The sequence below is a fragment of the Enterobacter sp. Bisph1 genome (assembly GCF_000814905.1).
GTDB lineage: Bacteria > Pseudomonadota > Gammaproteobacteria > Enterobacterales > Enterobacteriaceae > Kosakonia.
Genome location: NZ_JXAG01000036.1, coordinates 1 through 23,844 on the forward strand (window position 1 = coordinate 1; position 23,844 = coordinate 23,844).

Genomic DNA, 23,844 nt, shown 5'->3' on the forward strand with positions numbered 1-23,844 from the left:
AGTTGGTAGAGCGCACCCTTGGTAAGGGTGAGGTCCCCAGTTCGACTCTGGGTATCAGCACCAGTTATAACGGTTAAAGTTCGGCATTTAAAAAGAATTTGCCTGGCGGCACTAGCGCGGTGGTCCCACCTGACCCCATGCCGAACTCAGAAGTGAAACGYCGTAGCGCCGATGGTAGTGTGGGGTCTCCCCATGCGAGAGTAGGGAACTGCCAGGCATCAAATAAAGCAAAAGGCCCAGTCGAAAGACTGGGCCTTTTGCTTTTCTACTCTCCAGCAATACAAACCACCGGTAACGTACGTGCACATTCACTAGCGGTAATTCGCCACCTAAAAGTCAAAAACCTTAAAAGACAAAGCAGTAACAAAAGCGATAAAAAAAGCCACTCCGAAGAGTGGCCCTGAATAGCGTTAAGGATCAATGAATAACCTGAGAGAGAAATGCGCGGGTACGTTCTGATTTCGGGTGCGCAAAGAACTCATCCGGCGCGGCCTGCTCAACGATTTCACCGCGATCCATAAAGATCACCCGGTCGGCAACGGTGCGTGCGAAACCCATTTCGTGGGTAACGCAGAGCATGGTCATCCCGGACTGCGCAAGGCCGATCATGGTATCCAGCACCTCTTTCACCATCTCCGGATCCAGCGCTGACGTTGGCTCATCAAATAACATGATCTTCGGTTTCATACACAGTGAACGGGCGATCGCCACACGCTGCTGCTGACCACCGGAGATTTGTCCGGGAAACTTATGGGCATGTTCGGCAATGCGCACACGCTCAAGATAGTGCATCGCCAGCGCTTCAGCCTCCTTCTTCGGCATCTTGCGTACCCAGATCGGGGCCAGCGTACAGTTTTGCAAAACCGTCAGATGGGGGAACAAGTTGAAATGCTGGAACACCATTCCCACTTCCTGACGGATCTTTTCGATATTGCGGATATCTTCGTTAAGCTCAATTCCATCAACGACAATCCGCCCCTGCTGATGCTCTTCGAGATGATTAATACAGCGGATGGTTGTCGATTTTCCGGAGCCGGATGGCCCGCAAAGCACGATACGTTCGCCCTGTTTCACATCAAGGTTAATATCCTTCAGGACATGAAACTGCCCGTACCACTTGTTCACATTTTCGAGCGTAATCATCGCGTCGCCAGTTTGCATAGTTGTATTACTCATGGGGATCCTCAGTGCGGTGTACGCCCGGTGTTAAAGCGCTTCTCCAGATGCTGGCTATAGCGCGACATGCTAAAACAGAATATCCAGTAAATTAAAGCAGCGAAAACATAGCCTTCCGTAGACATGCCAAGCCATGCGGGATCGACCGTGGCCTGCTGCACGCTGCTGAAAAGATCAAACAGGCCGATAATGATCACAAGGCTGGTGTCTTTAAACAGAGCAATAATGGTATTCACCAGCCCCGGGATCACCATCTTCAATGCCTGGGGTAAGATCACCAGACCTTGAGTTTTCCAGTACCCCAGCGCCAATGATTCTGCCGCTTCATATTGCCCCTTCGGTAGCGCCTGCAAGCCGCCACGAACTACTTCAGCAACGTAGGCCGACTGGAACAAAATTACCCCAACCAGCGCACGAATCAGCTTATCGATGCTGGTCCCTTCCGACATAAACAGCGGCAGCATTACCGACGACATAAACAGGACGGTAATCAGCGGGACACCGCGCCAGAATTCGATGAAAATCACCGATAACACGCGAACCACCGGCATTTTCGACCGTCGGCCCAGTGCCAGCAAAATCCCCAGCGGCAGCGCACCGGCAATACCCACCGAGGCAATAATTAACGTCAGCGTTAAACCGCCCCACTGACGGGTTTCAACACGTTCCAGCCCAAGAAACCCGCCAAACAGTAACCACCACACCACAATCGGGTAGATCACAGCCCAACAGGCAATGTAACGCCCGCGGCGCGGCAACCCTTTCCAGAACATCGGAACGATAGAAAGCAGACCTATAATCAGCGCCAGATTAATGCGCCAGCGCTGATCGTGCGGGTAAAGGCCATACATAAACTGGCCAAAACGTTCGTGGATAAATACCCAGCAGGCACCGGCTTTTGTACAATCGGCGCGGGTAGAACCTACCCAGTTCGCCTGGAATAGCGTCCAGTCGAGCAGCGGCGGTAGCAGTTCGTACATCAGCCACAGGCTAAACAGGGTTAGCAGCGAGTTTGACCAACTGGAAAACAGGTTTTTTCGTACCCAAAGCACGGCGCCATTGCTGCCTGCAGGCGTTGGGCGCGTGGCGGGAGACAGAATCGCTTTTGTCATCAGAGTTCCTTAGCGCTCAACCAGGGCAATACGGCGGTTATAGATGTTCATCAGCAGCGAAATAGAGAGGCTGATCAGCAAGTAAACCGACATAGTAATAGCGATAGTCTCAATTGCCTGGCCGGTCTGATTAAGCACCGTCCCGGCAAATAGCGACACCATATCCGGGTAACCAATCGCTGCTGCCAGCGACGAGTTTTTGGCGATATTTAAATACTGGCTGGTTAAGGGCGGAATAATCACTCGCAGCGCCTGGGGGATAATGACCTGTCGCAGCGTGACGGGATGAGGCAGGCCAAGAGATCGCGCGGCCTCATGTTGACCATAGGGCACCGACTGAATACCTGAACGGATAATCTCGGCAATAAACGCGGACGTGTAGACCGACAGGGCAAGCGTGAGCGCGGCAAGTTCAGGGATCAGCACCATTCCGCCCTGGAAGTTGAAACCGCGTAAATGTGGAATCTCCCAGTGCAGCGCTGCACCAAATATCCAGTGCGCCAGCAAGGGTAAGCCAATAATCAGCCCGAGGGCGGCAGGCCATGTACGGCGCAGCTGACCGGTTTTCATCTGGTGGGCTTTATTAAAGCGAAACAGACCGATGATAGTCACCACAGCGACAACGATCGCCCCGACAAACGCCAGCGCGCCTTCGCCCATTTGCGGGGAGGGGATATACAATCCGCGGTTACTCAAAAACACCAGTTCCATTGCGCTAACGGCCTGGCGAGGGCCCGGCAGGTTGCGCAGCACAGCAAAATACCAGAAGAAAATCTGTAGCAGCGGCGGGATATTACGAAACGTTTCGATATAGATAGTCGATAACTTCCGCAGCAGCCAGTTTTCCGATAGCCGTGCAAGCCCAAGAAAAAACCCCAGGAAGGAGGCGAATACAATACACAGCGCAGAAACCAGCAGGGTATTGAGCAAGCCAACAACGAACACGCGACCGTACGTGTCGCCTTGCTCATAATCAATCAGATGTTGAACAATGCCGAAACCTGCCGCGCGATCGAGAAAGGCAAAGCCGGAGGTAATTCCACGGTTGTTCAGGTTAGTAATCGTATTGTGTATCAAATAAATCGCGACGACGACCACGGCGATAATCGCAATTATTTGAAACAGCCAGGCACGAACCGCAGGGTTAGAAAGGGAGAGCGAGCCTTTCACGGTTGGGCGGCGATGGGACATAGAGAAAACCTCAGTAACCAGGACTCTGGGCTGGGCGCTACACACGCGTAGCGCCCGTTACAGCACTTACGGATTAGCGCACTGGCGGAGCGTATTGAATGCCGCCGTTATTCCAGAGATTATTCTGGCCGCGCTTAATTTTCAGCGGGCTTTCTGAACCGACGTTGCGTTCAAAAATTTCTGAATAGTTACCGACTTTCTTAATGATGTTATAAGCCCATTTATTATCGAGTTTCAGATCTTTACCAAAATCACCCTCTTTACCTAACAAATGTGCCATATCCGGTGTAGCAGGATTTGCGGCTTTCTCGTCGACGTTCTTCGAATTAACGCCCATCTCTTCGGCGTTCAGCATGGCAAACAGCGTCCAGCGAACAATCGAGAACCACTCTTCATCGCCACGGCGAACTACCGGGCCCAGCGGCTCTTTCGAGATCACTTCCGGCAGCACAATCCACTCAGCCGGATTACTCAACTTGATACGCAGCGCATACAGCTGCGACTGGTCAGAAGCGAGGGTATCGCAACGCCCGGATTCCAGCGCTTTTGCAGACTCATCGGAACGGTCAAATGTCACCGGGGTATATTTCATGTTGTTGGATTTGAAGTAATCCGCCACGTTTAGCTCGGTATCGGTACCCGCCTGAATACAGACGGTTGCGCCGTCCAGCTCTTTCGCGCTTTTCAGGCCCGCTTTGTTATGTGTCAGGAAGCCGATGCCGTCGTAATAGGTTACGCCGGTGAATGACAGGCCCATACCGCCGTCACGGGAAGAGGTCCAGGTGGTGTTGCGGGAAAGCATATCCACTTCGCCAGACTGCAGCGCGGTGAAACGCTCTTTGGCGGTAAGCGGGGTATATTTTACTTTCGTGTCGTCACCAAATACGGCGGCGGCAACACCACGGCATACATCCACGTCAATACCGGTGAATTTACCGTTCGCGTCCGCGTAGGAAAAGCCAGGCAGGCCGTCGCTGATACCGCATTGTACGAAACCTTTCTTTTTAACGGCATCCAGCGTTGTTCCCGCATGCGCCTGGTTTGCGACAGCAAACAGTACGCCGGCAGCGGCCAGGCTGGCGATCATCATCTTTTTCATAATGCATCCTGTGTGGCGAAAATTTATCGTTATAGAAGGCGTTCGGGAAACGCCTGAACCTGTCTGTGGCGATGGCCATACTCTTTAAAGCAAAGGGAGTGCCAGTTTTGCGCATGGCTATATTTGGCAGCCGGCGGCGCAATATTCAGAGTGTAGACAGGAAAAAATAAAACCATTGCCCCTTGTTGGTGCAAAAATACAACCTGCGCCACAAAATGGAGCAAAAAGATCGCCGCCATGACGTCGTTTAATCAATAAGTTGCCGCCGTGAATATAAGCAATATATTGAACGCGATAACATTGTGAAATGGGTCACGCAATAAAACGGAAGTGTTAAAATGAAGAGCGTCAAAAGAAGGATAAAACGTGTTTATTTTTAATTTTGCCCGTCTGCAGGGCCAAAATTTTACTTATGCTAAATTCACTGCACTTTAATAAAGCAAAAGCGCGGCGAACCGCGCTTTTAAAACGCTTCGCTATTTGGTCAGCGCGACAATACCCAGCGTCAGACCGGCCAACGCCGCTGCGCCGCCGGCAATAGCACCCGCAGTTTCCCAGTTATCCTGAGTCGTGCCTTTCATGCAGGTATTGGTATGTACCAGCCGACCCTGATCATCGTATACCGGGACACAAGGAGAATCGTGGGCACAACCGGCAAGAAAAGCCGAAAGCAATACTACGGACATGAACTTATTCATACTCTTACCTCGAAATAATAACGATCCCCGATATCAATAATGGCGATAGCTGGTCAGAATCGATAGGCGATATTTTATCATTCGCCGTCAGGGTTTCTTGCGGTGAATAATCTCAAAGTATGTGGTTTGTAAAAATGATGGAGATAAGGCAACTACACAGGATAGAAAATGCAGAAAAGATGGAGAGTAAAATAAAAAACGGCGGGCCCATTTACTAAGCCATTGATTAAATGAAAAAGTCTGTGATGATTATTTTTACAAGAATAATCTTATTTATCTCCGGGGTAAACTAAAAGCGTCCGTAGACGCTTTATTTACATGTTTATTCTTCAGGGAAGAGGCTCAGAAACCGCCAGACTTTCTCCATAAGCGGTAATAGACTCTGCGCTTACCGGTTTGCCAAGCAGATATCCCTGAAGCGTATTACAGCCCAGCTCGGTGAGAAACGTTTGTTGTTCCACGGTTTCTACGCCTTCCGCCACCACTTTCAGATTCAGCGTTTTTGCCAGCGCTACAATAGCCGACACAATGGTGGCATCTTCGCCCTCTTTACTCAATTCCCGGACAAAGGCGCGATCGATCTTTAACTCGCAGGCCGGTAGGCGTTTCAGGTAGAGCAGACTGGAGTAGCCGGTACCAAAATCATCAATCGAAGCCTGCACGCCCGCATTCGTTAGCTGTGTCAGCACGCGCACGCTCTCATCAGGATTGTTCATTGCGGTGGTTTCCGTCACTTCCAGAATCAAATTTTGCGGCGGCACGTCATGTTTTTTCAGCGCCTGAAGAATCGTTTGCACCAACGAACTCTGTTCAAACTGCAGGGTAGAAAGATTGACCGCAATTGACCACTCAAGATAGCCCATGCTGCGCCAGACGCTGAGCTGGCGGCAGGCTTCATCCACCACCCAATTCCCCAGCGGCACAATCAGGCCGGTTTTCTCCGCCAGCGGTAGAAAAACATCCGGCGATAACACACCTTTCGAAGGATGATGCCAGCGAAGCAGCGCTTCAAAGCCGATAACCGGTCCCGACGGCGCGTTAAATTTGGGCTGGTAGACCAGCCGGAACTCCTGGCGCTCCAGCGCCATCCATAAGTCGTTCAGCAGCTGTAGCTGGGTTTGCGCCAGCGCGTTCATTGATGGCTGAAAGAAGTGATAACCGTTACGACCCATATGTTTGGTGTGGTACATCGCCGCATCGGCATTGAACATCATTTCGCGCTCGTTCTTGCCATCGTGGGGATAGATAGCAATACCGACGCTCAACGTCACCATTACGTCATAGGGATCGATAGTGAAGGGTTTATCAATTGCCCGCACCAGCGAACTGGCAAGGGTCGCCGCTTCGTCCGGTGCGCTGATTTCTGCCAGCAGGACGAACTCATCCCCGCCAATGCGCGCTAAGGTATATTGCCCTTTTAATTTCTGCGTCAAACGTTCGGTGACGGCGACCAACAACTTATCGCCGACATCGTGGCCCCAGGCGTCATTAACCGTCTTGAAGCCATCCAGGTCCATAAACATCAGCGCAAAGTAGCTTCCTTCGCGGTTAGCTTTATTAATGGCCTGTTCAAGGCGATCTTCCAGCAAGACGCGGTTTGGCAAGCGCGTTAACGTATCGTGTAAAGCCAGCCGCGCCAGTTCGCGGTTCGCCGCCGCCAGAGACGTTGCCAGCAGCGAAGTTTGTGCCTGCAGGCGCGCATCAAACATCGAGACCAGTAACGTAATGCCCAGCACCGAAAAGGCCATCATGCCAACCAGCACCGCCAGCCAATTATTGTTAAAGCCGTTGTGGCCTGTTAGATGCTGGTGGGGGATATGGGCCGCCATCATGCCGGTATAGTGCATGCCGGCAATAGCCAAACCCATTAATATCGCGGCGCCAAAGCGTCTAAACGCCACTTCGGTGGCTTGATGACGCAGACGGAAAGTGAGCCACAGTGCGGCAAAGGAGGCAACCAGCGCAATCACTACCGACAAAGCGACCCAGTAGAGATCCCACACAACCGATGGCGAGACCTGAAGCGCCGCCATCCCGGTATAGTGCATCGCGGTAATGCCCAATCCCATCACCACCGCGCCCGGTATCAGCCGCCGCAGATGTAAAGAGGGGGCGCTGACCAGCCAAAGCGCGAACAGCGACGAGCCGATAGCGATAGCCAATGAAAGTGCGGTGAGCAGCGGTTCGTAGCGCATGTTCATTGACATGTTCATCGCCAGCATGCCGATGAAGTGCATCGCCCAAATGCCGATACCCATCGCGACGCCGCCGCCGCTAAGCCAGATCCATGATGAGACGCCGCTATTGGTGGAAACACGGCCTGCCATATTCAGGGCAGTATAAGAAGCCAGAATGGCTACAACAAAAGAAACAACGACAAGGATATAGTCGTATTGGCTATCCAGCATGGTGTCATCAACTCATTCACTTAGGGCGTTACGCATTGCTACGATCGGACTGGCGAAAAGGGCTGAGACATTAGCATCGAATGAAGATGGCTCAAAATGATTTAAATCCCCGCTATATCGAGGGTGATAGCTGCGATTTCGCGATTTTTCGCGACAAGCAATCACTTACAGGACATCGCAGTTAACTAATTTGAGCGGATTTACGGAATCCATATTGCGGCATTTATCGATTTCGGTAGTGAGATACTCAATCCAGAACATGATTAAGCTATCCAGCATCAGAACCGACAGGGCAAAAGCGACCAGCCACCAATATTTTCGAATCATTCCGTATCTCCCTTACTTGCAACCATTTGTTGGAAATATACACGAAACCGTTTCTCTTAAAAGTCAGGGAAAGGGAGGGTTTTTAGCGTCATTTCCGGCAATAAAAAAGGCGCTTTCCCATGCCGGTTAGCGCCTTTTTATCAATACAACTCACCGATTCAAAATCAGTTCATGCCGTATTTTTTCAGTTTTTTACGCAGCGTACCGCGGTTGATGCCCATCATCAGCGCCGCGCGGGTCTGATTACCACGGGTGTATTGCATCACCATGTCCAACAGTGGCTGTTCTACTTCAGCCAGTACCAGCTCATACAGGTCATTAACATCCTGACCGTTCAGTTGAGCAAAATAGTTCTTCAGTGCCTGTTTTACCGAGTCACGGAGCGGTTTTTGGGTTACCTGATCCTGAGAGTTAACGGTAGAAACGGTCAGTACGTCAGAATTTACGCGTTGTTCGAACATAGTTCTGTCAGCTCTTTATTTCTGTTTACGCAAAATTTTCGAAGTATGCCTCCAACGCCTCCAGCTGTTCGCTGGCATTCTCAATGGCGTTGAATGTGCGCCGAAACTGGTCATCTGGAGCATGCTCCTGGAGATACCAGGAGACGTGTTTACGTGCGATTCGGTAACCTTTTGCGTGACCATAAAAGTCATGCAGTTCCCGAACGTGCGCGCAAAGCAAGCGCTTAACCTCTGCCAAAGGCAGCGGAGCCAGCAGCTCCCCAGTGTCCAGATAATGCTGGATTTCCCGGAAGATCCAGGGTCTTCCCTGAGCTGCGCGGCCTATCATCAGGGCATCCGCCCCCGTATAGTCGAGCACAGCTCTGGCTTTAAGCGGGTCAGTAATGTCGCCATTCGCGATAATCGGAATGGAAACTTTCTGCTTAACTGCCCGAATAGTGTCGTACTCAGCATCTCCGTTGAACAAACAGGCGCGGGTGCGTCCATGAATGGTCAGAGCCTGGATACCACACTCTTCAGCCAGTTGGGCAATCTCTACGCAGTTACGGTGTTCAGGAGCCCAACCCGTGCGAATCTTCAGCGTGACAGGAACTTCCACTGCGTTAACCACCGCGGTCAGGATAGACTTCACCAGATCCGGGTATTGCAACAGGGCGGAACCTGCAAGCTTGCGATTCACCTTTTTAGCCGGGCAGCCCATATTGATATCAATAATCTGGGCGCCGCTTTCCACGTTAATGCGTGCGGCTTGAGCCATTTCATCCGGGTCGCTGCCGGCAATTTGCACGGTGCGAATACCGGGTTCATCGATGTGCACCATCCGCAGTCGGGACTTGTCGCTTTCCCACACCTGTGGGTTAGAAGACATCATCTCGGATACGGTTAAACCGGCTCCCATCTCGTAGCACAACGTCCGGAATGGTCTGTCAGTAATGCCAGCCATGGGCGCTGCGATCAGGCGATTTCTGAGCTGGTGGTGTCCGATGCGCATGAGTTAAGAAATGACCATACTGTGACTGCAAGGCGGCGTATATTACGCATTTTTCGCATCAGATGAAAGGCCAAACTTTGAGCAATCCTCTGTTGTAGATCAAGGAATAGCCAGTACGCGCCACTATGTAAGTCATTAATTCATATTTTTCATGCGGTTATGCAAAAGGTAAAAATTTCACATTACGCATAAATTCACGCAAGTTATCGTTTTTTGACAGTCAATAAGCGCCTGAACTGCTGATTTTTCACACAAAATAGCTGGTTTTTGCGAAGCGGCTCGCAATTTTCCACCCGGCATTTTTGCTGCTATGTGGCCGTTCAGCGCGCAGGTACGGCAAAGCGCGGCCCGCTGGCCGCGTTAAATATTACTTTTTCTGACCGGTAATCCGGCACCACTCTTCTTTCTCAACCACCGGATCGAGCGTAAAGAGCGGCGCGTAGGCTTCACAGACGCTGTCAGCCTGGCTGGCAAGGATACCGGAAAGCCCCAGTAAACCGCCTGCAACGGGCAGTACGCTGATTAACGGTGCCAGTTCGCGTAAAGGGCCAGCAAGGATATTGGCGACCACCACATCGGCTTTCATCGCCGCGGGTTGGTCTTGCGGCAGATAGAGTTCAAGACGCTCGGAAACGCCGTTGCGTTCGGCGTTGTCGCTGCTGGCCTGGATGGCCTGCGGATCGATATCGATCCCGATCGCTTTTGCGGCGCCCAGTTTCAACGCGGCGATGGCGAGGATCCCGGATCCGCAGCCAAAGTCGATCACCGTTTTACCTGCCAGATCCAGCCCATCGAGCCACTGCAGGCACAGCGAGGTGGTTGGATGGGTACCGGTACCGAATGCCAGGCCCGGATCAAGCATTACGTTCACCGCATTGGCATCCGGCACGTCGCGCCAGCTTGGGCAGATCCACAGGCGTTCGCCAAAGCGCATCGGGTGGAAGTTATCCATCCATTCGCGCTCCCAATCTTTATCCTCAAGCTGTTCAATCTTATGGGCGAAACCTTCCCCCAAAAGCGGGTGAGCGGCAAGCTGGGCAACCACGTCCGCCATCTCCGTTTCCGCGTCGAACAGACCGATAACATCAGTATCACCCCACAGGCGCGTTTCACCCGGCAGCGGCTCAAACACCGGCGTATCGTGGGTATCCTGAAAAGTAATGGATACCGCGCCCGCTTCCATCAGAGCATCGCTCAGATCTTCCGCATTCGCGCCGGTGGTGTTCAATTTCAATTGGATCCATGGCATGACGTAACTCTTTATTCATTAACAGAAAGGGTCGAAGCCTGCGGCGCGGGGCGACCGAAACGGTTCCCGACGACAAAGGCCAGCAAACTAAACAGTAGCGAGGGCACAATTGGATGGAAGCCCATGTACTGAATACTAAAGGTGGCGAGCACGGCATACAGCGCGCCGCCGACAATCATCGCGCTGAGCGCACCGGCGGCATTGGCGCGTTCCCAGTACAGGCCCAGCACCAGCGGCCATAAGAACACCGCTTCCAGCCCGCCAAAGGCCAGCAGGTTTAGCCAGATGATCATCTCCGGAGGACGCCATGCTGCCAGCATCATTAAGATGCCGAGCACCAGCGTGGTAACGGTGGAAATACGCTTTAAACGTGGCTCATGACGAATTTTAGTCGGCTGCGCGCTTAACCACAGATCTTTGATGATGGTGGCAGAGGCTTGCAGCAGATGTGCATTGACGTTTGACATGATCGCGGCCATCGGCGCGGCGAGGAACAGACCTGCGGCCCACGGCGGCAGCACCTCCACCATCAGCGTCGGGATCACCTGATCCGGCACGGAGAGATTCGGCAGCACGGCGCGGCCGAGTGCGCCCGCAAGATGCATTCCCAGCATTAACAGCGCGATGACGATGGTGCCGATAATAATGCCGCGGTGCACCGATTTACTGTCTTTATAGGAAATACAGCGAACGGCAGTGTGCGGCAAACCAACCACGCCAAAACAGACCAGCACCCAAAACGAGGTCATAAATGCCGGGGTGAGAAAATCGTTCGCGCCGTGCGGGCTGACCAGTTTCGGGTCGATATGCTGCAGTGTTTCCACGGCATTGTGTAAACCGCCTGCTGCATGGATCACCCCGACCAGTAATACCAGCGTACCCACCAACATCACCATGCCCTGCATTGTGTCGTTCAACACGCTGGCGCGGAAACCGCCAAACGCCGTGTAGAGCGCAATGGTAATGCCAAAGATCAGCAGCCCGGATTCGTACTTGATACCGGCCGCCGTTTCCAGCAGGCGCGCGCCGCCAATAAACTGCACGGCAATAGCGCCGACAAATGCCACCAGCAGGCTAATACTTGCAATCCACACCACCGCGCGGCTTTGATAGCGTGCCATTAGCATGTCATTTAGCGTAATGGCGTTATAGCGACGTGCCAGAATGGCGAATTTCTTGCCAAGAATGCCCAGCGACAGCCAAATAGTCGGCACCTGGATCATCGCCAGCAGTACCCAGCCAAGGCCGAACTTATACGCGGCACCTGGTCCGCCAATAAACGAACTCGCGCTGACATAGGTCGCCGTTAGGGTCATTGCCAGCACGAAGCCGCCCATTGAACGGCTACCGAGGAAGTATTCACTCAGGAACGTGCCGCTGCTGCGCTGACGCATCGCGTAGAAAGAGAGGCCGAAAACGACGATTAAATAGACAATCAGCACGGCGATAATTTCATTTTGCATCGCTATCCTCCAGGGAGATATCGCGGAAGATAAAGCGCACCATCGCCCAGCAGAGCAACACAAACACCAGCGGTGTGAGAAGACAGGCCAGCTCAAACCAGCGCGGCAGGCCGGTAAAGCCCTGTTCAGAGCCAGGAAAGTAAGCGCACACTAACCATGCGGCAAGATAGAGAAGGGTCAGCCACAGCGCCCAGCGGGCTTCTTTGTGAGCCTGAACAAAACGGTTGTCCATTTTTGTCCCTTGTAGATGAAGAAAGCGGGGATTGTACCCTAAGGCCATCTTGAGGAGAGAGAAAAACAAAAAAGGCCGGAATATCCGGCCTTTTTGAACAGATGCAGATTATTTTTCCTGCAAACCGAGTTTTTTCTCCAGATAGTGGATGTTGGTACCACCATGATGGAAATTTTCGTCGCTCATAATACGCATCTGCAGATCAACATTGGTTTTGATACCGTCGATAATCAGCTCCTGCAACGCATTTTTCATGCGCGCAATGGCCACATCGCGGCTCTCGCCGTAGCAGATAAGCTTGCCGATCATGGAATCGTAATACGGCGGTACGGTGTAACCGGCGTAGATATGCGATTCCCAACGCACGCCAAAGCCGCCAGGCGCGTGGAAGCGCGTGATTTTGCCCGGGCTTGGCAGGAAGGTGTTCGGATCTTCGGCGTTAATACGGCATTCCACCGCATGGCCTTTCACTACCACTTCATCTTGCGTAATGGACAGCGGCTGACCTGCGGCAATGCGCAGCTGCTCTTTAATCAGGTCGACGCCGGTGATCATTTCGGTCACCGGGTGTTCAACCTGAATACGGGTGTTCATCTCGATAAAGTAGAACTCACCGTTTTCGAACAGGAACTCAAACGTACCCGCACCGCGATAGCCGATATCAACACAGGCTTTCGCGCAACGCTCGCCAATATAGCGACGCAGTTCCGGCGTAATACCCGGTGCCGGCGCTTCTTCAACCACTTTCTGGTGACGACGCTGCATGGAACAGTCGCGCTCTGCCAGATAGATAGCGTTGCCCTGACCATCAGCCAGTACCTGGATCTCGACGTGACGAGGATTTTCCAGGTATTTCTCCATGTACACCATGTCGTTGTTGAAAGCGGCTTTCGCTTCCGCACGGGTCATGCTGATGGACTGCGCCAGGTCGGCATCTTTACGCACGACGCGCATACCGCGACCGCCGCCGCCGCCGGAGGCTTTGATGATAACCGGGTAACCAATGCGTTTAGCATGGGCACGGTTCGCATCCATATCATCGCCCAGCGGGCCGTCTGAACCCGGAACGGTCGGTACGCCGGCTTTCTTCATCGCGGTAATGGCCGACACTTTATCGCCCATCAGGCGGATGGTGTCTGCGCGCGGACCGATAAAGATAAAGCCGGAGCGCTCAACCTGCTCAGCGAAGTTGGCATTCTCAGAGAGGAAGCCGTAACCCGGGTGAATCGCCACCGCGCCGGTAATTTCGGCGGCAGAGATGATTGCCGGGATATTCAGATAGCTTTTTACCGATGGCGCAGGACCGATACATACGGTCTCGTCCGCCAGCAGTACGTGTTTTAAATCGCGGTCCGCAGTGGAGTGCACAGCGACGGTCTTAATGCCCAGCTCTTTGCAGGCACGAAGAATACGCAGTGCAATCTCGCCGCGGTTGGCGATAACAATTTTATCCAGCATGTGCGCCTCGTTTACTCGATGACGACCAGCGGCTCGTCAAATTCAACCGGTTGGCCACTTTCAACCAGAATGGCTTTCACCACGCCTGCTTTATCGGCTTCAATCTGGTTCATCATTTTCATGGCTTCAACGATGCACAGGGTATCGCCCACGTTAACTTTCTGGCCGATTTCGATAAACGCTTTCGCTTCCGGGCTCGGTGTGCGATAGAAGGTTCCGACCATCGGGGAACGTACGATGTGACCACTGATTTCCGCTGCAGCTGCAGGGGCTTCCAGCGCTGCGGCAGGTGCGACAGCGTTAGACAGGGCGGGTTGCTGTTGCATCATCGGCGCAGCATAAGCCTGCTGCATCATCGGGAAACCAACATTCGGCGCGCTGCGGCTGATGCGCACAGACTCTTCGCCTTCAGAAATTTCCAGTTCGGAGATGCCTGATTCTTCAACCAGCTCGATCAGTTTCTTAATCTTACGAATATCCATGAGTGGGTTCCGTACTCTTGTTTAGTGTGATTGTGACAGGCGTTTTACCGCCGTCTGTAAAGCGTATGAATAACCTTCCGCCCCCAGCCCGCAAATAACGCCGACGGCGATATCCGAAAGATAGGAGTGGTGACGGAACGGCTCCCGCGCATGCACGTTGGAAAGATGGATCTCGATAAACGGGATATCCACCGCCAACAATGCGTCGCGGATGGCGACACTGGTGTGCGTAAACGCGGCCGGATTAATCAGGATGAAGTCAGTAACGTCTTTAGCCTGATGAATACGGTCGATGAGTGCGTACTCCGCGTTTGACTGAAAATGCGCCAGTTCCACATGCAGCGCAGCCGCTTCGGCGCTTAAACCATTAACAATTTCGTTAAGGGTTAGCGTGCCGTACTTCTCCGGCTCACGGGTGCCGAGCATGTTTAGATTCGGTCCGTTCAAAAGTAGTATGTGGAACTTGTCAGCCATTATGCCGCTATCTCCAGCGATTTTCGGGTAAAAGACAAAATATACCTTCGTTTCGCAGTTGTCACCTTTTCAGAGGCGAAAAACCCCTGTCAGGAAAACCGAAGTGGCACATTATAACGATTTCGTAGCAATTGGCAGCTAAATACTGGTCTTATCAGAGAAGATTATCAACCCGCTCCAGCAAACTTGCGGCAATTAACGGAAGTTACGCACATAATGCGGAGTTAATGCCACCAATGGCGAAACTTCTTATATCGACACGCCAGCAGCACAATCGCGACGGCTGCATACAGGATGGGCTGCGGTGACAAAATTTTGACGGACCAAAGGTAGTGAATCGGCGCGAGGATCGCTACCAGATAGACGAAATTGTGCAGTTGTTGCCAGCGTCTACCCAGTTTACGCTGCGCCCACTGCGTAGACGTCGCCGCCAGCGCCAGCAGAATCAACCAGCTTATCGCGCCCAGGGTTAAATAGGGACGACTAACCAACTCCTGGCCTAACAAGGAGAGATTATTGATGCCAAGCTCCAGCAGGGTATAGCTGGTCAGATGCAGCGTGGCCCAGGCAAAGCACCAAAGCCCCAGCAAGCGGCGGGTGCGGATCAACAACGGTTGTTTGCCGTAACGGGCGAGCGGCGTTATCAGCAGGCTGGCGAGGAGAAATTTTAGCGCCATTCTGCCGGTAAAATGCTGGATATCTTTTGCCGGGTCGGCGCTGAAATAACCCTGGCTTGCCGCCCAGAAGAGCCAAAGAAAAGGCAGCAGGCCCGCCAGATGTAATGCAACCTTTAACCAGGTCACCTGTTTAGCCGTTAAGCGCACTTAGAAATTCTCCCGTAGATCCAGCCCGTGATAAAGCGAGGCTACCTCTTCAGCGTAGCCATTAAACAGCAGCGTCGGCTGACGTTTCACATCCAGCGCGCCACCGGAGCCGATAAACCGTTCCGTCGCCTGCGACCAGCGTGGATGATCGACATGAGGATTCACATTGGCGTAAAAACCATATTCGTTAGGTGCGCCGAGGTTCCAGGTTGTCGGCGGTCGTTTGCTGGTCAGCTTAATGCTCACTATCGATTTAATGCCTTTAAAACCATATTTCCACGGTACGGTCAGGCGAATTGGCGCGCCATTTTGCGGCGGCAAGGCTTTGCCGTACACACCCACCGTTAACAGCGTCAGCGGATGCATCGCTTCATCTATACGCAGTGCTTCCACGTAGGGATATTGCAGACCGCCGCCAATGAACCGATCTTTTTGCCCCGGCATCTCATCAGGGGAGTAAAGCGTCTGGAACGCGACATATTTCGCGTTGCTGGTGGGTTCAACCAGCGCCAGCAATTTATGCAACGGGAAACCTATCCACGGAACCACCATCGACCAGGCTTCAACACAACGCATGCGGTAGATACGCTCTTCCAGCGGGAAGCGCGAGGTAAGCGCTGCGTGATCGAGGGTTAACGGTTTCGCCACTTCGCCTTCAATGGTTAAGGTCCAGGGATCGGTTTTCATGCTGCCGGCATTGGCGGCAGGATCGGCCTTATCCAGGCCAAATTCATAAAAGTTGTTATAGCCGGTGACCTTCTCTTCCGGCGTCAGCGGAAGTTGTGCTTTCCACTGTGCCGGTTGGGTAAAATCGAGAGGCTTGCCGGAAGGCGCTTTGGGACGATCGTGGCCTTTAAACCAGTCCAGCAGATCCGCCTGCGCAGCGGAGGAAAGCGTTAGCGCCGACGCGCCAATGCCCAGCATTTTTAGCACCTGTCGGCGCTGCAACATAAAGACAGATTCGGCAGTCACATCGGCTTCGGTCAGTTTCTTCTTCATTGCAATCTCCGGTGGTTTCAGGCCAAGCATGCTGTAAGCGTAGCGTGAGCGCGAGTAAGAGTGTGTTACCAAACATTGTAAATAAACCGGTTAAAAACATTTTTCAGGATTATTGATCGTTGGCAAAAAATTTCTGAGGACTATACTCGCTGGGATGAAACGCAGGACCAGTTTTCCTCTGCCGCCTGTAAGCTATCCCGGGACGCGGGTAGAGATAAAAGTTAGCACTCACTTCGATGGCTTTACCCAGAGCGGTAGCCTGTCGTTCTTTTTACCAGCGGAGTTAGCACAGGGATGCGATTAACGACGAAATTCTCAGCTTTTGTAACTCTGCTCATGGTACTGGCGGTTTTCGTCACCCTGATTGGTTGTTCGCTGAGCTTCTATAATGCCATTCAAAATAAGGTCGCTAATCGCGTGCAGGCGGTAGCGGCGATTATCGATACGCGACTTATCAGCACGCCCCTTACGCGGCTCCCCCCACAGCTCAATGAGCTTATGGTGCCGGTAGATATCATCGCGATAGAGATAAAACAGGGGCAAAAAACCCTGCTTAGCTATACCCATAAGGCCAGCTATCGTCCTGCGGGCAGCAATTATCAATATCGGGAACTTCACGTCCCGTCTCTGAAACTCCCGGGTTTTAATTTCACGCTGATCTATCAGGATCCGATGGCGAGTTACGTTCATTCGCTGCTGACGACCGCGCCGCTGACGGTGGCCATCGGCTTTTTGATCATAGCTCTCTTTCTTTCGGTGCGTTGGTTACGGCGGCAGCTCTCCGGACAGGAGTTACTGGAGACGCGGGCGACGCGGATCCTCAACGGCGAGCGCGGGCCGCAGGTACGCGGCAGCATTTACGAGTGGCCATCGCGTACCAGCAGCGCGCTGGATATGCTGTTAACGGATATACAGTTCGCCAGCGATCAGCGTAGCCGTATGGATACGCTGATTCGTTCCTATGCGGCGCAGGACAAGCGTACCGGGTTAAACAATCGCCTGTTTTTTGATAACCAGTTAGCTACCTTGCTGGAAGATCAGGAGAAAGTCGGTTCCCACGGCGTGGTAATGATGATTCGCCTGCCGGACTTTGATCTGCTCCACGATAGTGGAGGAACCCCTGCCGAAGAGTATCTCTTTACGTTAATTAATCTGCTTTCTACCTTTATTATGCGTTACCCCGGCGCGTTGCTGGCGCGCTATCACCGCAGCGACTTTGCCGTGCTGCTGCCGCATCGCACCTTAAAGGAAGCGGAAAGCATTGCCGGACAGATCCTGAAAGCGGTGGACGGTTTACCCCCTAATAAAATGCTGACGCGTGAAGATATTATGCATATTGGTATCTGTGCCTGGCGTAGCGGACAATCCTGTGTGCAGGTGATGGAGCATGCAGAGGCTGCCACACGCAACGCGGTGCTGCAGGGCGGAAACAGCTGGACAGTCTATGATGACACGCTCCCGGAGCAAGGGCGCGGAAACGTGCGCTGGCGAACGCTTATCGAACAGATGCTCAGCCGTGGCGGGCCGCGCGCCTATCAGAAACCGGCGATCAACCGTGACGGACAAGTTCACCATCGCGAAATGGTCTTTCGCGTTTTCGACGGCGAGCAAGAAGTGCTGGCTGAAGAGTATATGCCGATGGTGCTGCAATTTGGCCTTGCTGAAGAGTATGACCGCTTACAGATAACGCGTCTGATCGCCTTTATTGGTTTCTGGCCCGACGAAAATCTGGCGTTACAGATATCCGTAGAGTCGTTAATCCGTCCGCGTTTTCAGCGCTGGCTGCGTGATACCTTAATGCAGTGCGAAAAATCTCAACGTAAACGGATTATTTTTGAACTTGCAGAGGCAGATGTCTGTCAACATATCAGCCGGTTACATTCGGTGGTGCGTTTAATTAACGCTTTAGGCGCGCGAGTCGCGGTAAATCAAGCGGGCCTGACGTTAGTGAGCACCAGTTGGATTAAAGCGTTGGATGTTGAATTATTAAAGCTGCATCCGGGTCTGGTCAGGAACATTGAAAAGCGCACCGAGAACCAACTGCTGGTGCAAAGCCTCGTGGAAGCGTGCAAAGGCACGAAAACACGCGTTTTCGCGACGGGCGTTCGCTCCCGAGGTGAATGGCAGATGCTGGTTGAACGGGGCGTTGTGGGTGGACAGGGCGATTTTATCTCGCCTTCCCAACCGCTCGATAGCAATGTGAAAAAATATTCGCAAAGATATTCGGTTTGAACTGCTGTTTGAGTCGTTTTCACGTAGAATAACGCGCGCTGCCGTATTTGGGGGTGTGCCTGCCTGCCCGCTGGATTATCGCAGTACGAAAAGCCGGTTTGTCCTTTAAGATGCTGCAAATGCAACATACTGGAAGTTGAGCTTTTTTAACTTCCTGGCGAATTCATGTCGTTTTGCAACAAAGGAAACAAACTGCACTAATTTTCACCGTAGCAGACGGTTCTTACGCCTTGTCGCTGCTGCGTGTGGTTGGTAAAGTAAGCGGATTTTGTTTCCGCCCCAGCTTTCAGGATTATCCCTTAGTATGTTGAAAAAATTTCGTGGCATGTTTTCCAATGACCTGTCCATTGACCTGGGTACCGCGAATACCCTGATATATGTAAAAGGACAAGGCATCGTACTGAATGAGCCTTCCGTCGTGGCCATTCGCCAGGATCGTGCCGGTTCACCAAAAAGTGTAGCCGCAGTCGGTCACGAAGCGAAACAGATGCTTGGCCGTACGCCGGGCAATATCGCTGCTATCCGACCGATGAAAGACGGCGTTATCGCTGACTTCTTCGTCACCGAAAAAATGCTGCAGCACTTTATCAAGCAGGTGCACAGCAACAGCTTTATGCGTCCAAGCCCGCGCGTGCTGGTGTGTGTACCGGTGGGTGCGACTCAGGTTGAACGCCGCGCTATTCGTGAATCTGCGCAGGGCGCGGGTGCTCGTGAAGTCTTTCTAATCGAAGAACCGATGGCCGCCGCGATTGGCGCAGGTTTGCCGGTTTCAGAAGCGACGGGCTCAATGGTGGTCGATATCGGTGGTGGTACCACGGAAGTTGCCGTTATCTCCCTCAATGGCGTGGTTTACTCCTCTTCTGTTCGTATCGGCGGTGACCGCTTCGATGAAGCGATCATTAATTATGTGCGTCGTAACTACGGCTCGCTGATTGGTGAAGCGACCGCAGAACGTATCAAACACGAAATCGGCTCAGCTTACCCGGGCGATGAAGTGCGTGAAATCGAAGTACGCGGCCGTAACCTGGCAGAAGGTGTTCCGCGTGGCTTCACCCTGAACTCCAACGAAATTCTGGAAGCGCTGCAGGAACCGCTGACCGGCATCGTCAGCGCGGTAATGGTTGCGCTGGAACAGTGCCCGCCGGAGCTGGCTTCTGATATCTCCGAGCGCGGTATGGTATTGACCGGTGGTGGCGCGCTGCTGCGTAACCTCGATCGCCTGTTGATGGAAGAAACGGGTATTCCAGTTGTAGTTGCAGAAGATCCACTGACTTGCGTAGCGCGCGGCGGCGGCAAGGCGCTGGAAATGATCGATATGCACGGCGGCGACTTGTTCAGCGAAGAGTAGTCCGCGCCAGATGCGAGGCGCGTTGCCGCTTCGCATCTGTCTGGCCTGAGAATACGCAAAGCCTATGAAGCCAATTTTTAGCCGTGGCCCGTCACTGCAGATTCGCCTTTTTCTGGCGGTTGTGGTGGCGCTCGGAGTTATTATTGCCGACAGCCGCCTCGGTACGTTCAGTCAAATCAGAACGTACATGGATACTGCCGTCAGCCCCTTCTATTTTATTTCCAACGGTCCCCGCGAACTATTAGATAACGTTTCTCAAACGCTGGCCTCGCGCGATCAGCTTGAGCTTGAAAACCGGGCGCTGCGTCAGGAACTGCTGTTGAAAAACAGCGAGATTTTGATGTTAGGGCAGTACAAACAGGAGAACGCGCGTCTGCGTGAACTGTTGGGATCGCCGCTGCGTCAGGATGAGCAGAAAATGGTCACCCAGGTCATCTCCACGGTTAACGATCCCTACAGCGATCAGGTGGTCATCGATAAAGGCAGCGCCAACGGTGTTTATGAAGGCCAGCCGGTGATCAGCGATAAAGGCGTTGTCGGCCAGGTGGTTGCGGTGGCGAAGCTGACCAGCCGCGTACTGTTGATTTGCGATGCCACTCACGCGCTGCCGATTCAGGTGTTGCGTAACGATATTCGCGTCATCGCTGCCGGTAATGGCTGCACCGACGACTTACAGCTGGAACATTTGCCGGCTAATACCGATATTCGTGTCGGTGATGTGCTGGTGACATCGGGCCTCGGCGGACGTTTCCCGGAAGGGTATCCGGTTGCGGTGGTCTCATCGGTGAAGCTGGATACACAGCGTGCTTATACCGTGATTCAGGCACGCCCGACGGCTGGTCTGCAACGTTTACGTTATCTGCTGCTGCTGTGGGGCGCAGATCGTAACGGGACTAACCCAAGAACTCCGGAAGATGTGCATCGTGTCGCCAACGAACGTCTGCTGCAGATGATGCCGCAGGTACTGCCTTCTCCTGATGCGATGGGGCCGCCTGCGCCGATGCCTGCTCCGGCGACCGGCATTTCGCAGCCGCCGCCGCAGACCTCTGCGGGAGGGCACTAGTGGCAAGTTATCGTAGCCAGGGGCGCTGGGTTATCTGGCTCTCCTTTTTAATTGCCCTGCTGCTTCAAATTATGCCCTGGCCGGATGACATTATTGTCTACCGGCCAAACTGGGTATTACTCATTCTGCTGTACTGGATCCTCGCGCTGCCGCATCGCGTAAATGTTGGCACGGGTTTCGTGATGGGTGCCATACTGGATCTCATTAGCGGATCTACCCTCGGCGTACGCGCGCTTTCATTAAGCATCGTCGCCTATCTGGTCGCACTGAAATTTCAGTTGTTCCGTAATCTGGCGCTCTGGCAACAAGCGCTGGTGGTGATGCTGTTGTCGCTGGCGACAGAAGTGATTGTCTTTTGGGCCGAGTTTCTGGTGATTAACGTTTCGTTTAAGCCGGAAATTTTCTGGAGCAGCCTGGTGAATGGCGTGCTCTGGCCGTGGCTTTTCCTGTTAATGCGCAAGATCCGCCAGCAGTTCGCGGTGCAATAAGGCTTCTATGACAGATATCTGGCTTGCTTCCGGTTCTCCCCGTCGCCAGGAGTTGCTGACGCAGCTCGGCGTCTCATTTGAGCGTATTGTTCCCGGCATTGAGGAGCAGCGCCAGCCGCAAGAAAGCGCCCGCCAGTACGTTTTGCGGTTAGCGCGTGAAAAAGCGCAGGCGGGCGTGGCGATGGCGACGCGCGATCTGCCGGTGCTGGGCGCCGACACGATTGTGTTATTTAATGGCGAAGTGCTTGAAAAACCGAAAGACTCCTCGCATGCTGCCAGTATGCTGCGCCTGCTTTCCGGACAAACTCATCAGGTTATGACCGCGGTCGCGCTGGCGGATAGCCAACATCTGCTCGATTGTCTCGTGGAAACAGAGGTCACTTTCCGCGTGTTATCGGAAAAGGATATTGCCGATTACGTTGCCAGCACAGAACCGCTGGATAAAGCGGGTGCGTACGGTATTCAGGGCCTGGGTGGCTGTTTCGTGAGAAAAATAAACGGTAGTTATCATGCCGTTGTGGGTTTACCGCTGGTAGAAACCTGGGAATTGCTGAGCAATTTTAACGCATTACGCGAGGGAAAAGATAATCATGACGGCTGAATTGTTGGTCAACGTTACCCCATCGGAAACACGCGTCGCTTATATTGACGGCGGCATCCTGCAGGAAATTCATATCGAGCGCGAAGCACGGCGCGGGATAGTAGGCAATATCTACAAAGGTCGGGTCAGCCGGGTACTTCCCGGAATGCAGGCGGCTTTTGTAGATATTGGTCTGGAAAAGGCGGCGTTCCTGCACGCCTCCGACATTATGCCGCACACCGAATGCGTCGCCGGGGAAGAGCAGAAAAACTTCACCGTCCGCGATATCTCCGAACTCGTCCGTCAGGGACAGGATTTAATGGTGCAGGTGGTGAAAGATCCCCTCGGCACTAAAGGCGCTCGCCTGACCACGGATATCACGCTGCCCTCCCGTTACCTGGTGTTTATGCCCGGCGCTTCTCATGTTGGCGTCTCACAGCGTATCGAGAGTGAAGCCGAGCGTGAACGTTTAAAGCAGGTGGTCGCGGCGTACTGCGATGAGCAGGGCGGTTTTATTATTCGTACGGCGGCGGAAGGCGTGTGCGAAGAGGATCTTGCTGCTGATGCGGCGTATCTCAAACGCGTCTGGACGAAAGTGATGGAGCGTAAGAAGCGCCAACAGTCCCGCTATAAGCTGTACGGCGAGCTGGCGCTGGCGCAGCGCGTCCTGCGCGACTTCGCCGATGCCCACCTGGATCGCATTCGTGTCGACTCGCGACTGACCTTTGAAGCGCTGCTTGAGTTTACCGCCGAGTATATTCCGGAGATGACCAGCAAGCTTGAGCACTACAGCGGACGCCAGCCGATTTTCGATCTCTTTGATGTCGAGAACGAAATTCAGCGCGCGCTGGAGCGTAAAGTGGAGCTGAAGTCCGGCGGTTATCTCATCATTGATCAAACGGAAGCGATGACCACCGTCGATATCAATACCGGCGCGTTTGTCGGCCATCGCAACCTCGACGACACTATCTTTAATACCAACATTGAAGCCACACAGGCCATCGCTCGCCAGCTGCGCTTGCGCAACCTTGGCGGCATTATCATTATCGATTTTATCGACATGAATAATGAAGATCACCGCCGCCGCGTGCTGCACTCGCTGGAACAGGCGCTGAGCAAAGATCGGGTTAAAACCAGTATTAATGGTTTCTCCCAGCTTGGCCTGGTAGAGATGACGCGCAAGCGGACGCGCGAAAGCGTGGAACATGTGCTTTGTAATGAATGCCCCACTTGTCATGGCCGCGGTACTGTAAAAACCGTGGAAACCGTGTGCTATGAAATCATGCGCGAGATCGTTCGCGTGCATCATGCCTACGATTCCGATCGTTTCCTGGTCTATGCTTCACCGTCGGTGGCGGAAGCCCTGAAAGGTGAAGAGTCACACGCGCTGGCGGAGGTGGAAATCTTCGTGGGCAAGCAGGTTAAAGTGCAAATCGAGCCGCTCTATAATCAGGAGCAGTTCGACGTAGTAATGATGTAATTCGCAGCG

General features: G+C 53.1%; 23 protein-coding genes and 1 rRNA gene. 7 read left to right on the plus strand and 17 right to left on the minus strand.

Annotation, left to right across the window (positions count from 1 at the left end):
• The first annotated feature begins 101 nt into the window (after nt 1-101).
• Nucleotides 102-217: ribosomal RNA gene (gene rrf / locus RW65_RS10700) — 5S ribosomal RNA — on the plus strand.
• A 200-nt stretch (nt 218-417) separates the two neighbouring features.
• On the opposite strand, the gene RW65_RS10705 is transcribed toward rrf, so the two are convergent.
• The 17 genes from RW65_RS10705 to msrP form a co-directional block, all read right to left on the minus strand.
• Nucleotides 418-1,176, minus strand: coding sequence for an amino acid ABC transporter ATP-binding protein (locus tag RW65_RS10705; RefSeq protein WP_039056729.1), 759 nt, complete (start codon nt 1,174-1,176; stop codon nt 418-420).
• 8 nt (nt 1,177-1,184) lie between these two features.
• A complete protein-coding gene (locus tag RW65_RS10710) occupies nt 1,185-2,288 on the minus strand; it encodes an amino acid ABC transporter permease (protein WP_039056730.1) in 1,104 nt (367 codons plus the stop codon).
• A gap of 9 nt (nt 2,289-2,297) precedes the next feature.
• Nucleotides 2,298-3,479: an amino acid ABC transporter permease gene (locus RW65_RS10715; RefSeq protein WP_039056731.1), complete on the minus strand. Its 1,182-nt coding sequence runs from the start codon at nt 3,477-3,479 to the stop codon at nt 2,298-2,300.
• Between the two features lie 73 nt (nt 3,480-3,552).
• A complete protein-coding gene (locus RW65_RS10720) occupies nt 3,553-4,578 on the minus strand; it encodes an amino acid ABC transporter substrate-binding protein (protein ID WP_039056732.1) in 1,026 nt (341 codons plus the stop codon).
• Between the two features lie 476 nt (nt 4,579-5,054).
• Nucleotides 5,055-5,276, minus strand: coding sequence for a hypothetical protein (locus RW65_RS10730; protein ID WP_039056734.1), 222 nt, complete (start codon nt 5,274-5,276; stop codon nt 5,055-5,057).
• A 329-nt stretch (nt 5,277-5,605) separates the two neighbouring features.
• The gene (locus tag RW65_RS10735) at nt 5,606-7,684 is read right to left on the minus strand and encodes a putative bifunctional diguanylate cyclase/phosphodiesterase (protein ID WP_039056735.1); all 2,079 of its coding nucleotides are present in this window, start codon (nt 7,682-7,684) and stop codon (nt 5,606-5,608) included.
• A 165-nt stretch (nt 7,685-7,849) separates the two neighbouring features.
• Nucleotides 7,850-8,011 carry a DUF2556 family protein gene (locus RW65_RS21885; protein WP_039056736.1) on the minus strand — a complete coding sequence of 54 codons (162 nt, stop codon included), beginning with the start codon at nt 8,009-8,011 and terminating at the stop codon, nt 7,850-7,852.
• Between the two features lie 164 nt (nt 8,012-8,175).
• Entirely contained in the window at nt 8,176-8,472 is a 297-nt protein-coding gene (gene fis, locus RW65_RS10745) for a DNA-binding transcriptional regulator Fis (protein WP_000462905.1), read from the minus strand.
• A 25-nt stretch (nt 8,473-8,497) separates the two neighbouring features.
• The gene (gene dusB, locus RW65_RS10750; RefSeq protein ID WP_039056738.1) at nt 8,498-9,463 is read right to left on the minus strand and encodes a tRNA dihydrouridine synthase DusB; all 966 of its coding nucleotides are present in this window, start codon (nt 9,461-9,463) and stop codon (nt 8,498-8,500) included.
• Nucleotides 9,464-9,830: 367 nt separating this feature from the next.
• The gene (gene prmA / locus RW65_RS10755; RefSeq protein ID WP_039056739.1) at nt 9,831-10,712 is read right to left on the minus strand and encodes a 50S ribosomal protein L11 methyltransferase; all 882 of its coding nucleotides are present in this window, start codon (nt 10,710-10,712) and stop codon (nt 9,831-9,833) included.
• Between the two features lie 11 nt (nt 10,713-10,723).
• Nucleotides 10,724-12,175 carry a sodium/pantothenate symporter gene (gene panF / locus RW65_RS10760; protein ID WP_039056740.1) on the minus strand — a complete coding sequence of 484 codons (1,452 nt, stop codon included), beginning with the start codon at nt 12,173-12,175 and terminating at the stop codon, nt 10,724-10,726.
• On the minus strand, nt 12,165-12,407 hold the full coding sequence (locus RW65_RS10765; RefSeq protein ID WP_039056741.1) for a YhdT family protein: 243 nt from the start codon (nt 12,405-12,407) through the stop codon (nt 12,165-12,167). The genes panF and RW65_RS10765 overlap by 11 nt, the downstream gene beginning before the upstream one ends.
• A 108-nt stretch (nt 12,408-12,515) precedes the next feature.
• Nucleotides 12,516-13,865 (minus strand): acetyl-CoA carboxylase biotin carboxylase subunit, encoded by a 1,350-nt coding sequence (gene accC / locus RW65_RS10770; protein ID WP_039056742.1) that lies wholly within the window; start codon nt 13,863-13,865, stop codon nt 12,516-12,518.
• A gap of 11 nt (nt 13,866-13,876) precedes the next feature.
• A complete protein-coding gene (accB, locus tag RW65_RS10775) occupies nt 13,877-14,347 on the minus strand; it encodes an acetyl-CoA carboxylase biotin carboxyl carrier protein (protein WP_039056743.1) in 471 nt (156 codons plus the stop codon).
• A 21-nt stretch (nt 14,348-14,368) separates the two neighbouring features.
• Nucleotides 14,369-14,821 carry a type II 3-dehydroquinate dehydratase gene (gene aroQ / locus RW65_RS10780; RefSeq protein WP_039056744.1) on the minus strand — a complete coding sequence of 151 codons (453 nt, stop codon included), beginning with the start codon at nt 14,819-14,821 and terminating at the stop codon, nt 14,369-14,371.
• A 224-nt stretch (nt 14,822-15,045) separates the two neighbouring features.
• Nucleotides 15,046-15,645: a protein-methionine-sulfoxide reductase heme-binding subunit MsrQ gene (gene msrQ / locus RW65_RS10785; RefSeq protein WP_039056745.1), complete on the minus strand. Its 600-nt coding sequence runs from the start codon at nt 15,643-15,645 to the stop codon at nt 15,046-15,048.
• Nucleotides 15,646-16,644 carry a protein-methionine-sulfoxide reductase catalytic subunit MsrP gene (msrP, locus tag RW65_RS10790; RefSeq protein ID WP_039056747.1) on the minus strand — a complete coding sequence of 333 codons (999 nt, stop codon included), beginning with the start codon at nt 16,642-16,644 and terminating at the stop codon, nt 15,646-15,648.
• Nucleotides 16,645-16,938: 294 nt separating this feature from the next.
• On the opposite strand from msrP, the gene csrD reads away from it, so the two are divergent.
• From csrD to rng, 6 genes are all read left to right on the plus strand, one after another.
• Nucleotides 16,939-18,876 carry an RNase E specificity factor CsrD gene (gene csrD / locus RW65_RS10795; protein ID WP_039056748.1) on the plus strand — a complete coding sequence of 646 codons (1,938 nt, stop codon included), beginning with the start codon at nt 16,939-16,941 and terminating at the stop codon, nt 18,874-18,876.
• Between the two features lie 304 nt (nt 18,877-19,180).
• A complete protein-coding gene (mreB, locus tag RW65_RS10800; protein WP_006818047.1) occupies nt 19,181-20,224 on the plus strand; it encodes a rod shape-determining protein MreB in 1,044 nt (347 codons plus the stop codon).
• Nucleotides 20,225-20,288: 64 nt separating this feature from the next.
• Entirely contained in the window at nt 20,289-21,287 is a 999-nt protein-coding gene (gene mreC / locus RW65_RS10805; RefSeq protein ID WP_039056749.1) for a rod shape-determining protein MreC, read from the plus strand.
• Nucleotides 21,287-21,775, plus strand: coding sequence for a rod shape-determining protein MreD (gene mreD, locus RW65_RS10810; RefSeq protein WP_039056750.1), 489 nt, complete (start codon nt 21,287-21,289; stop codon nt 21,773-21,775). Before mreC ends, mreD begins: the two co-directional genes overlap by 1 nt.
• Nucleotides 21,776-21,782: 7 nt before the next feature.
• The gene (locus RW65_RS10815; RefSeq protein WP_039056751.1) at nt 21,783-22,376 is read left to right on the plus strand and encodes a Maf family protein; all 594 of its coding nucleotides are present in this window, start codon (nt 21,783-21,785) and stop codon (nt 22,374-22,376) included.
• Nucleotides 22,366-23,835: a ribonuclease G gene (rng, locus tag RW65_RS10820; RefSeq protein WP_039056752.1), complete on the plus strand. Its 1,470-nt coding sequence runs from the start codon at nt 22,366-22,368 to the stop codon at nt 23,833-23,835. Before RW65_RS10815 ends, rng begins: the two co-directional genes overlap by 11 nt.
• Nucleotides 23,836-23,844: the final 9 nt, after the last annotated feature.

Coding starts and splice junctions, on each gene's coding strand:
- RW65_RS10815 (WP_039056751.1), top strand. CDS start 21,783: ATGACAGATATCTGGCTTGCTTCCGGTTCTCCCCGTCGCCAGGAGTTG.
- RW65_RS10710 (WP_039056730.1), bottom strand. CDS start 2,288: ATGACAAAAGCGATTCTGTCTCCCGCCACGCGCCCAACGCCTGCAGGC.
- accB (WP_039056743.1), bottom strand. CDS start 14,347: ATGGATATTCGTAAGATTAAGAAACTGATCGAGCTGGTTGAAGAATCA.
- RW65_RS10705 (WP_039056729.1), bottom strand. CDS start 1,176: ATGAGTAATACAACTATGCAAACTGGCGACGCGATGATTACGCTCGAA.
- RW65_RS10730 (WP_039056734.1), bottom strand. CDS start 5,276: ATGAATAAGTTCATGTCCGTAGTATTGCTTTCGGCTTTTCTTGCCGGT.
- panF (WP_039056740.1), bottom strand. CDS start 12,175: ATGCAAAATGAAATTATCGCCGTGCTGATTGTCTATTTAATCGTCGTT.
- accC (WP_039056742.1), bottom strand. CDS start 13,865: ATGCTGGATAAAATTGTTATCGCCAACCGCGGCGAGATTGCACTGCGT.
- mreC (WP_039056749.1), top strand. CDS start 20,289: ATGAAGCCAATTTTTAGCCGTGGCCCGTCACTGCAGATTCGCCTTTTT.
- fis (WP_000462905.1), bottom strand. CDS start 8,472: ATGTTCGAACAACGCGTAAATTCTGACGTACTGACCGTTTCTACCGTT.
- RW65_RS21885 (WP_039056736.1), bottom strand. CDS start 8,011: ATGATTCGAAAATATTGGTGGCTGGTCGCTTTTGCCCTGTCGGTTCTG.
- RW65_RS10715 (WP_039056731.1), bottom strand. CDS start 3,479: ATGTCCCATCGCCGCCCAACCGTGAAAGGCTCGCTCTCCCTTTCTAAC.
- rng (WP_039056752.1), top strand. CDS start 22,366: ATGACGGCTGAATTGTTGGTCAACGTTACCCCATCGGAAACACGCGTC.
- RW65_RS10720 (WP_039056732.1), bottom strand. CDS start 4,578: ATGAAAAAGATGATGATCGCCAGCCTGGCCGCTGCCGGCGTACTGTTT.
- aroQ (WP_039056744.1), bottom strand. CDS start 14,821: ATGGCTGACAAGTTCCACATACTACTTTTGAACGGACCGAATCTAAAC.
- prmA (WP_039056739.1), bottom strand. CDS start 10,712: ATGCCATGGATCCAATTGAAATTGAACACCACCGGCGCGAATGCGGAA.
- RW65_RS10765 (WP_039056741.1), bottom strand. CDS start 12,407: ATGGACAACCGTTTTGTTCAGGCTCACAAAGAAGCCCGCTGGGCGCTG.
- mreB (WP_006818047.1), top strand. CDS start 19,181: ATGTTGAAAAAATTTCGTGGCATGTTTTCCAATGACCTGTCCATTGAC.
- dusB (WP_039056738.1), bottom strand. CDS start 9,463: ATGCGCATCGGACACCACCAGCTCAGAAATCGCCTGATCGCAGCGCCC.
- msrP (WP_039056747.1), bottom strand. CDS start 16,644: ATGAAGAAGAAACTGACCGAAGCCGATGTGACTGCCGAATCTGTCTTT.
- RW65_RS10735 (WP_039056735.1), bottom strand. CDS start 7,684: ATGCTGGATAGCCAATACGACTATATCCTTGTCGTTGTTTCTTTTGTT.
- csrD (WP_039056748.1), top strand. CDS start 16,939: ATGCGATTAACGACGAAATTCTCAGCTTTTGTAACTCTGCTCATGGTA.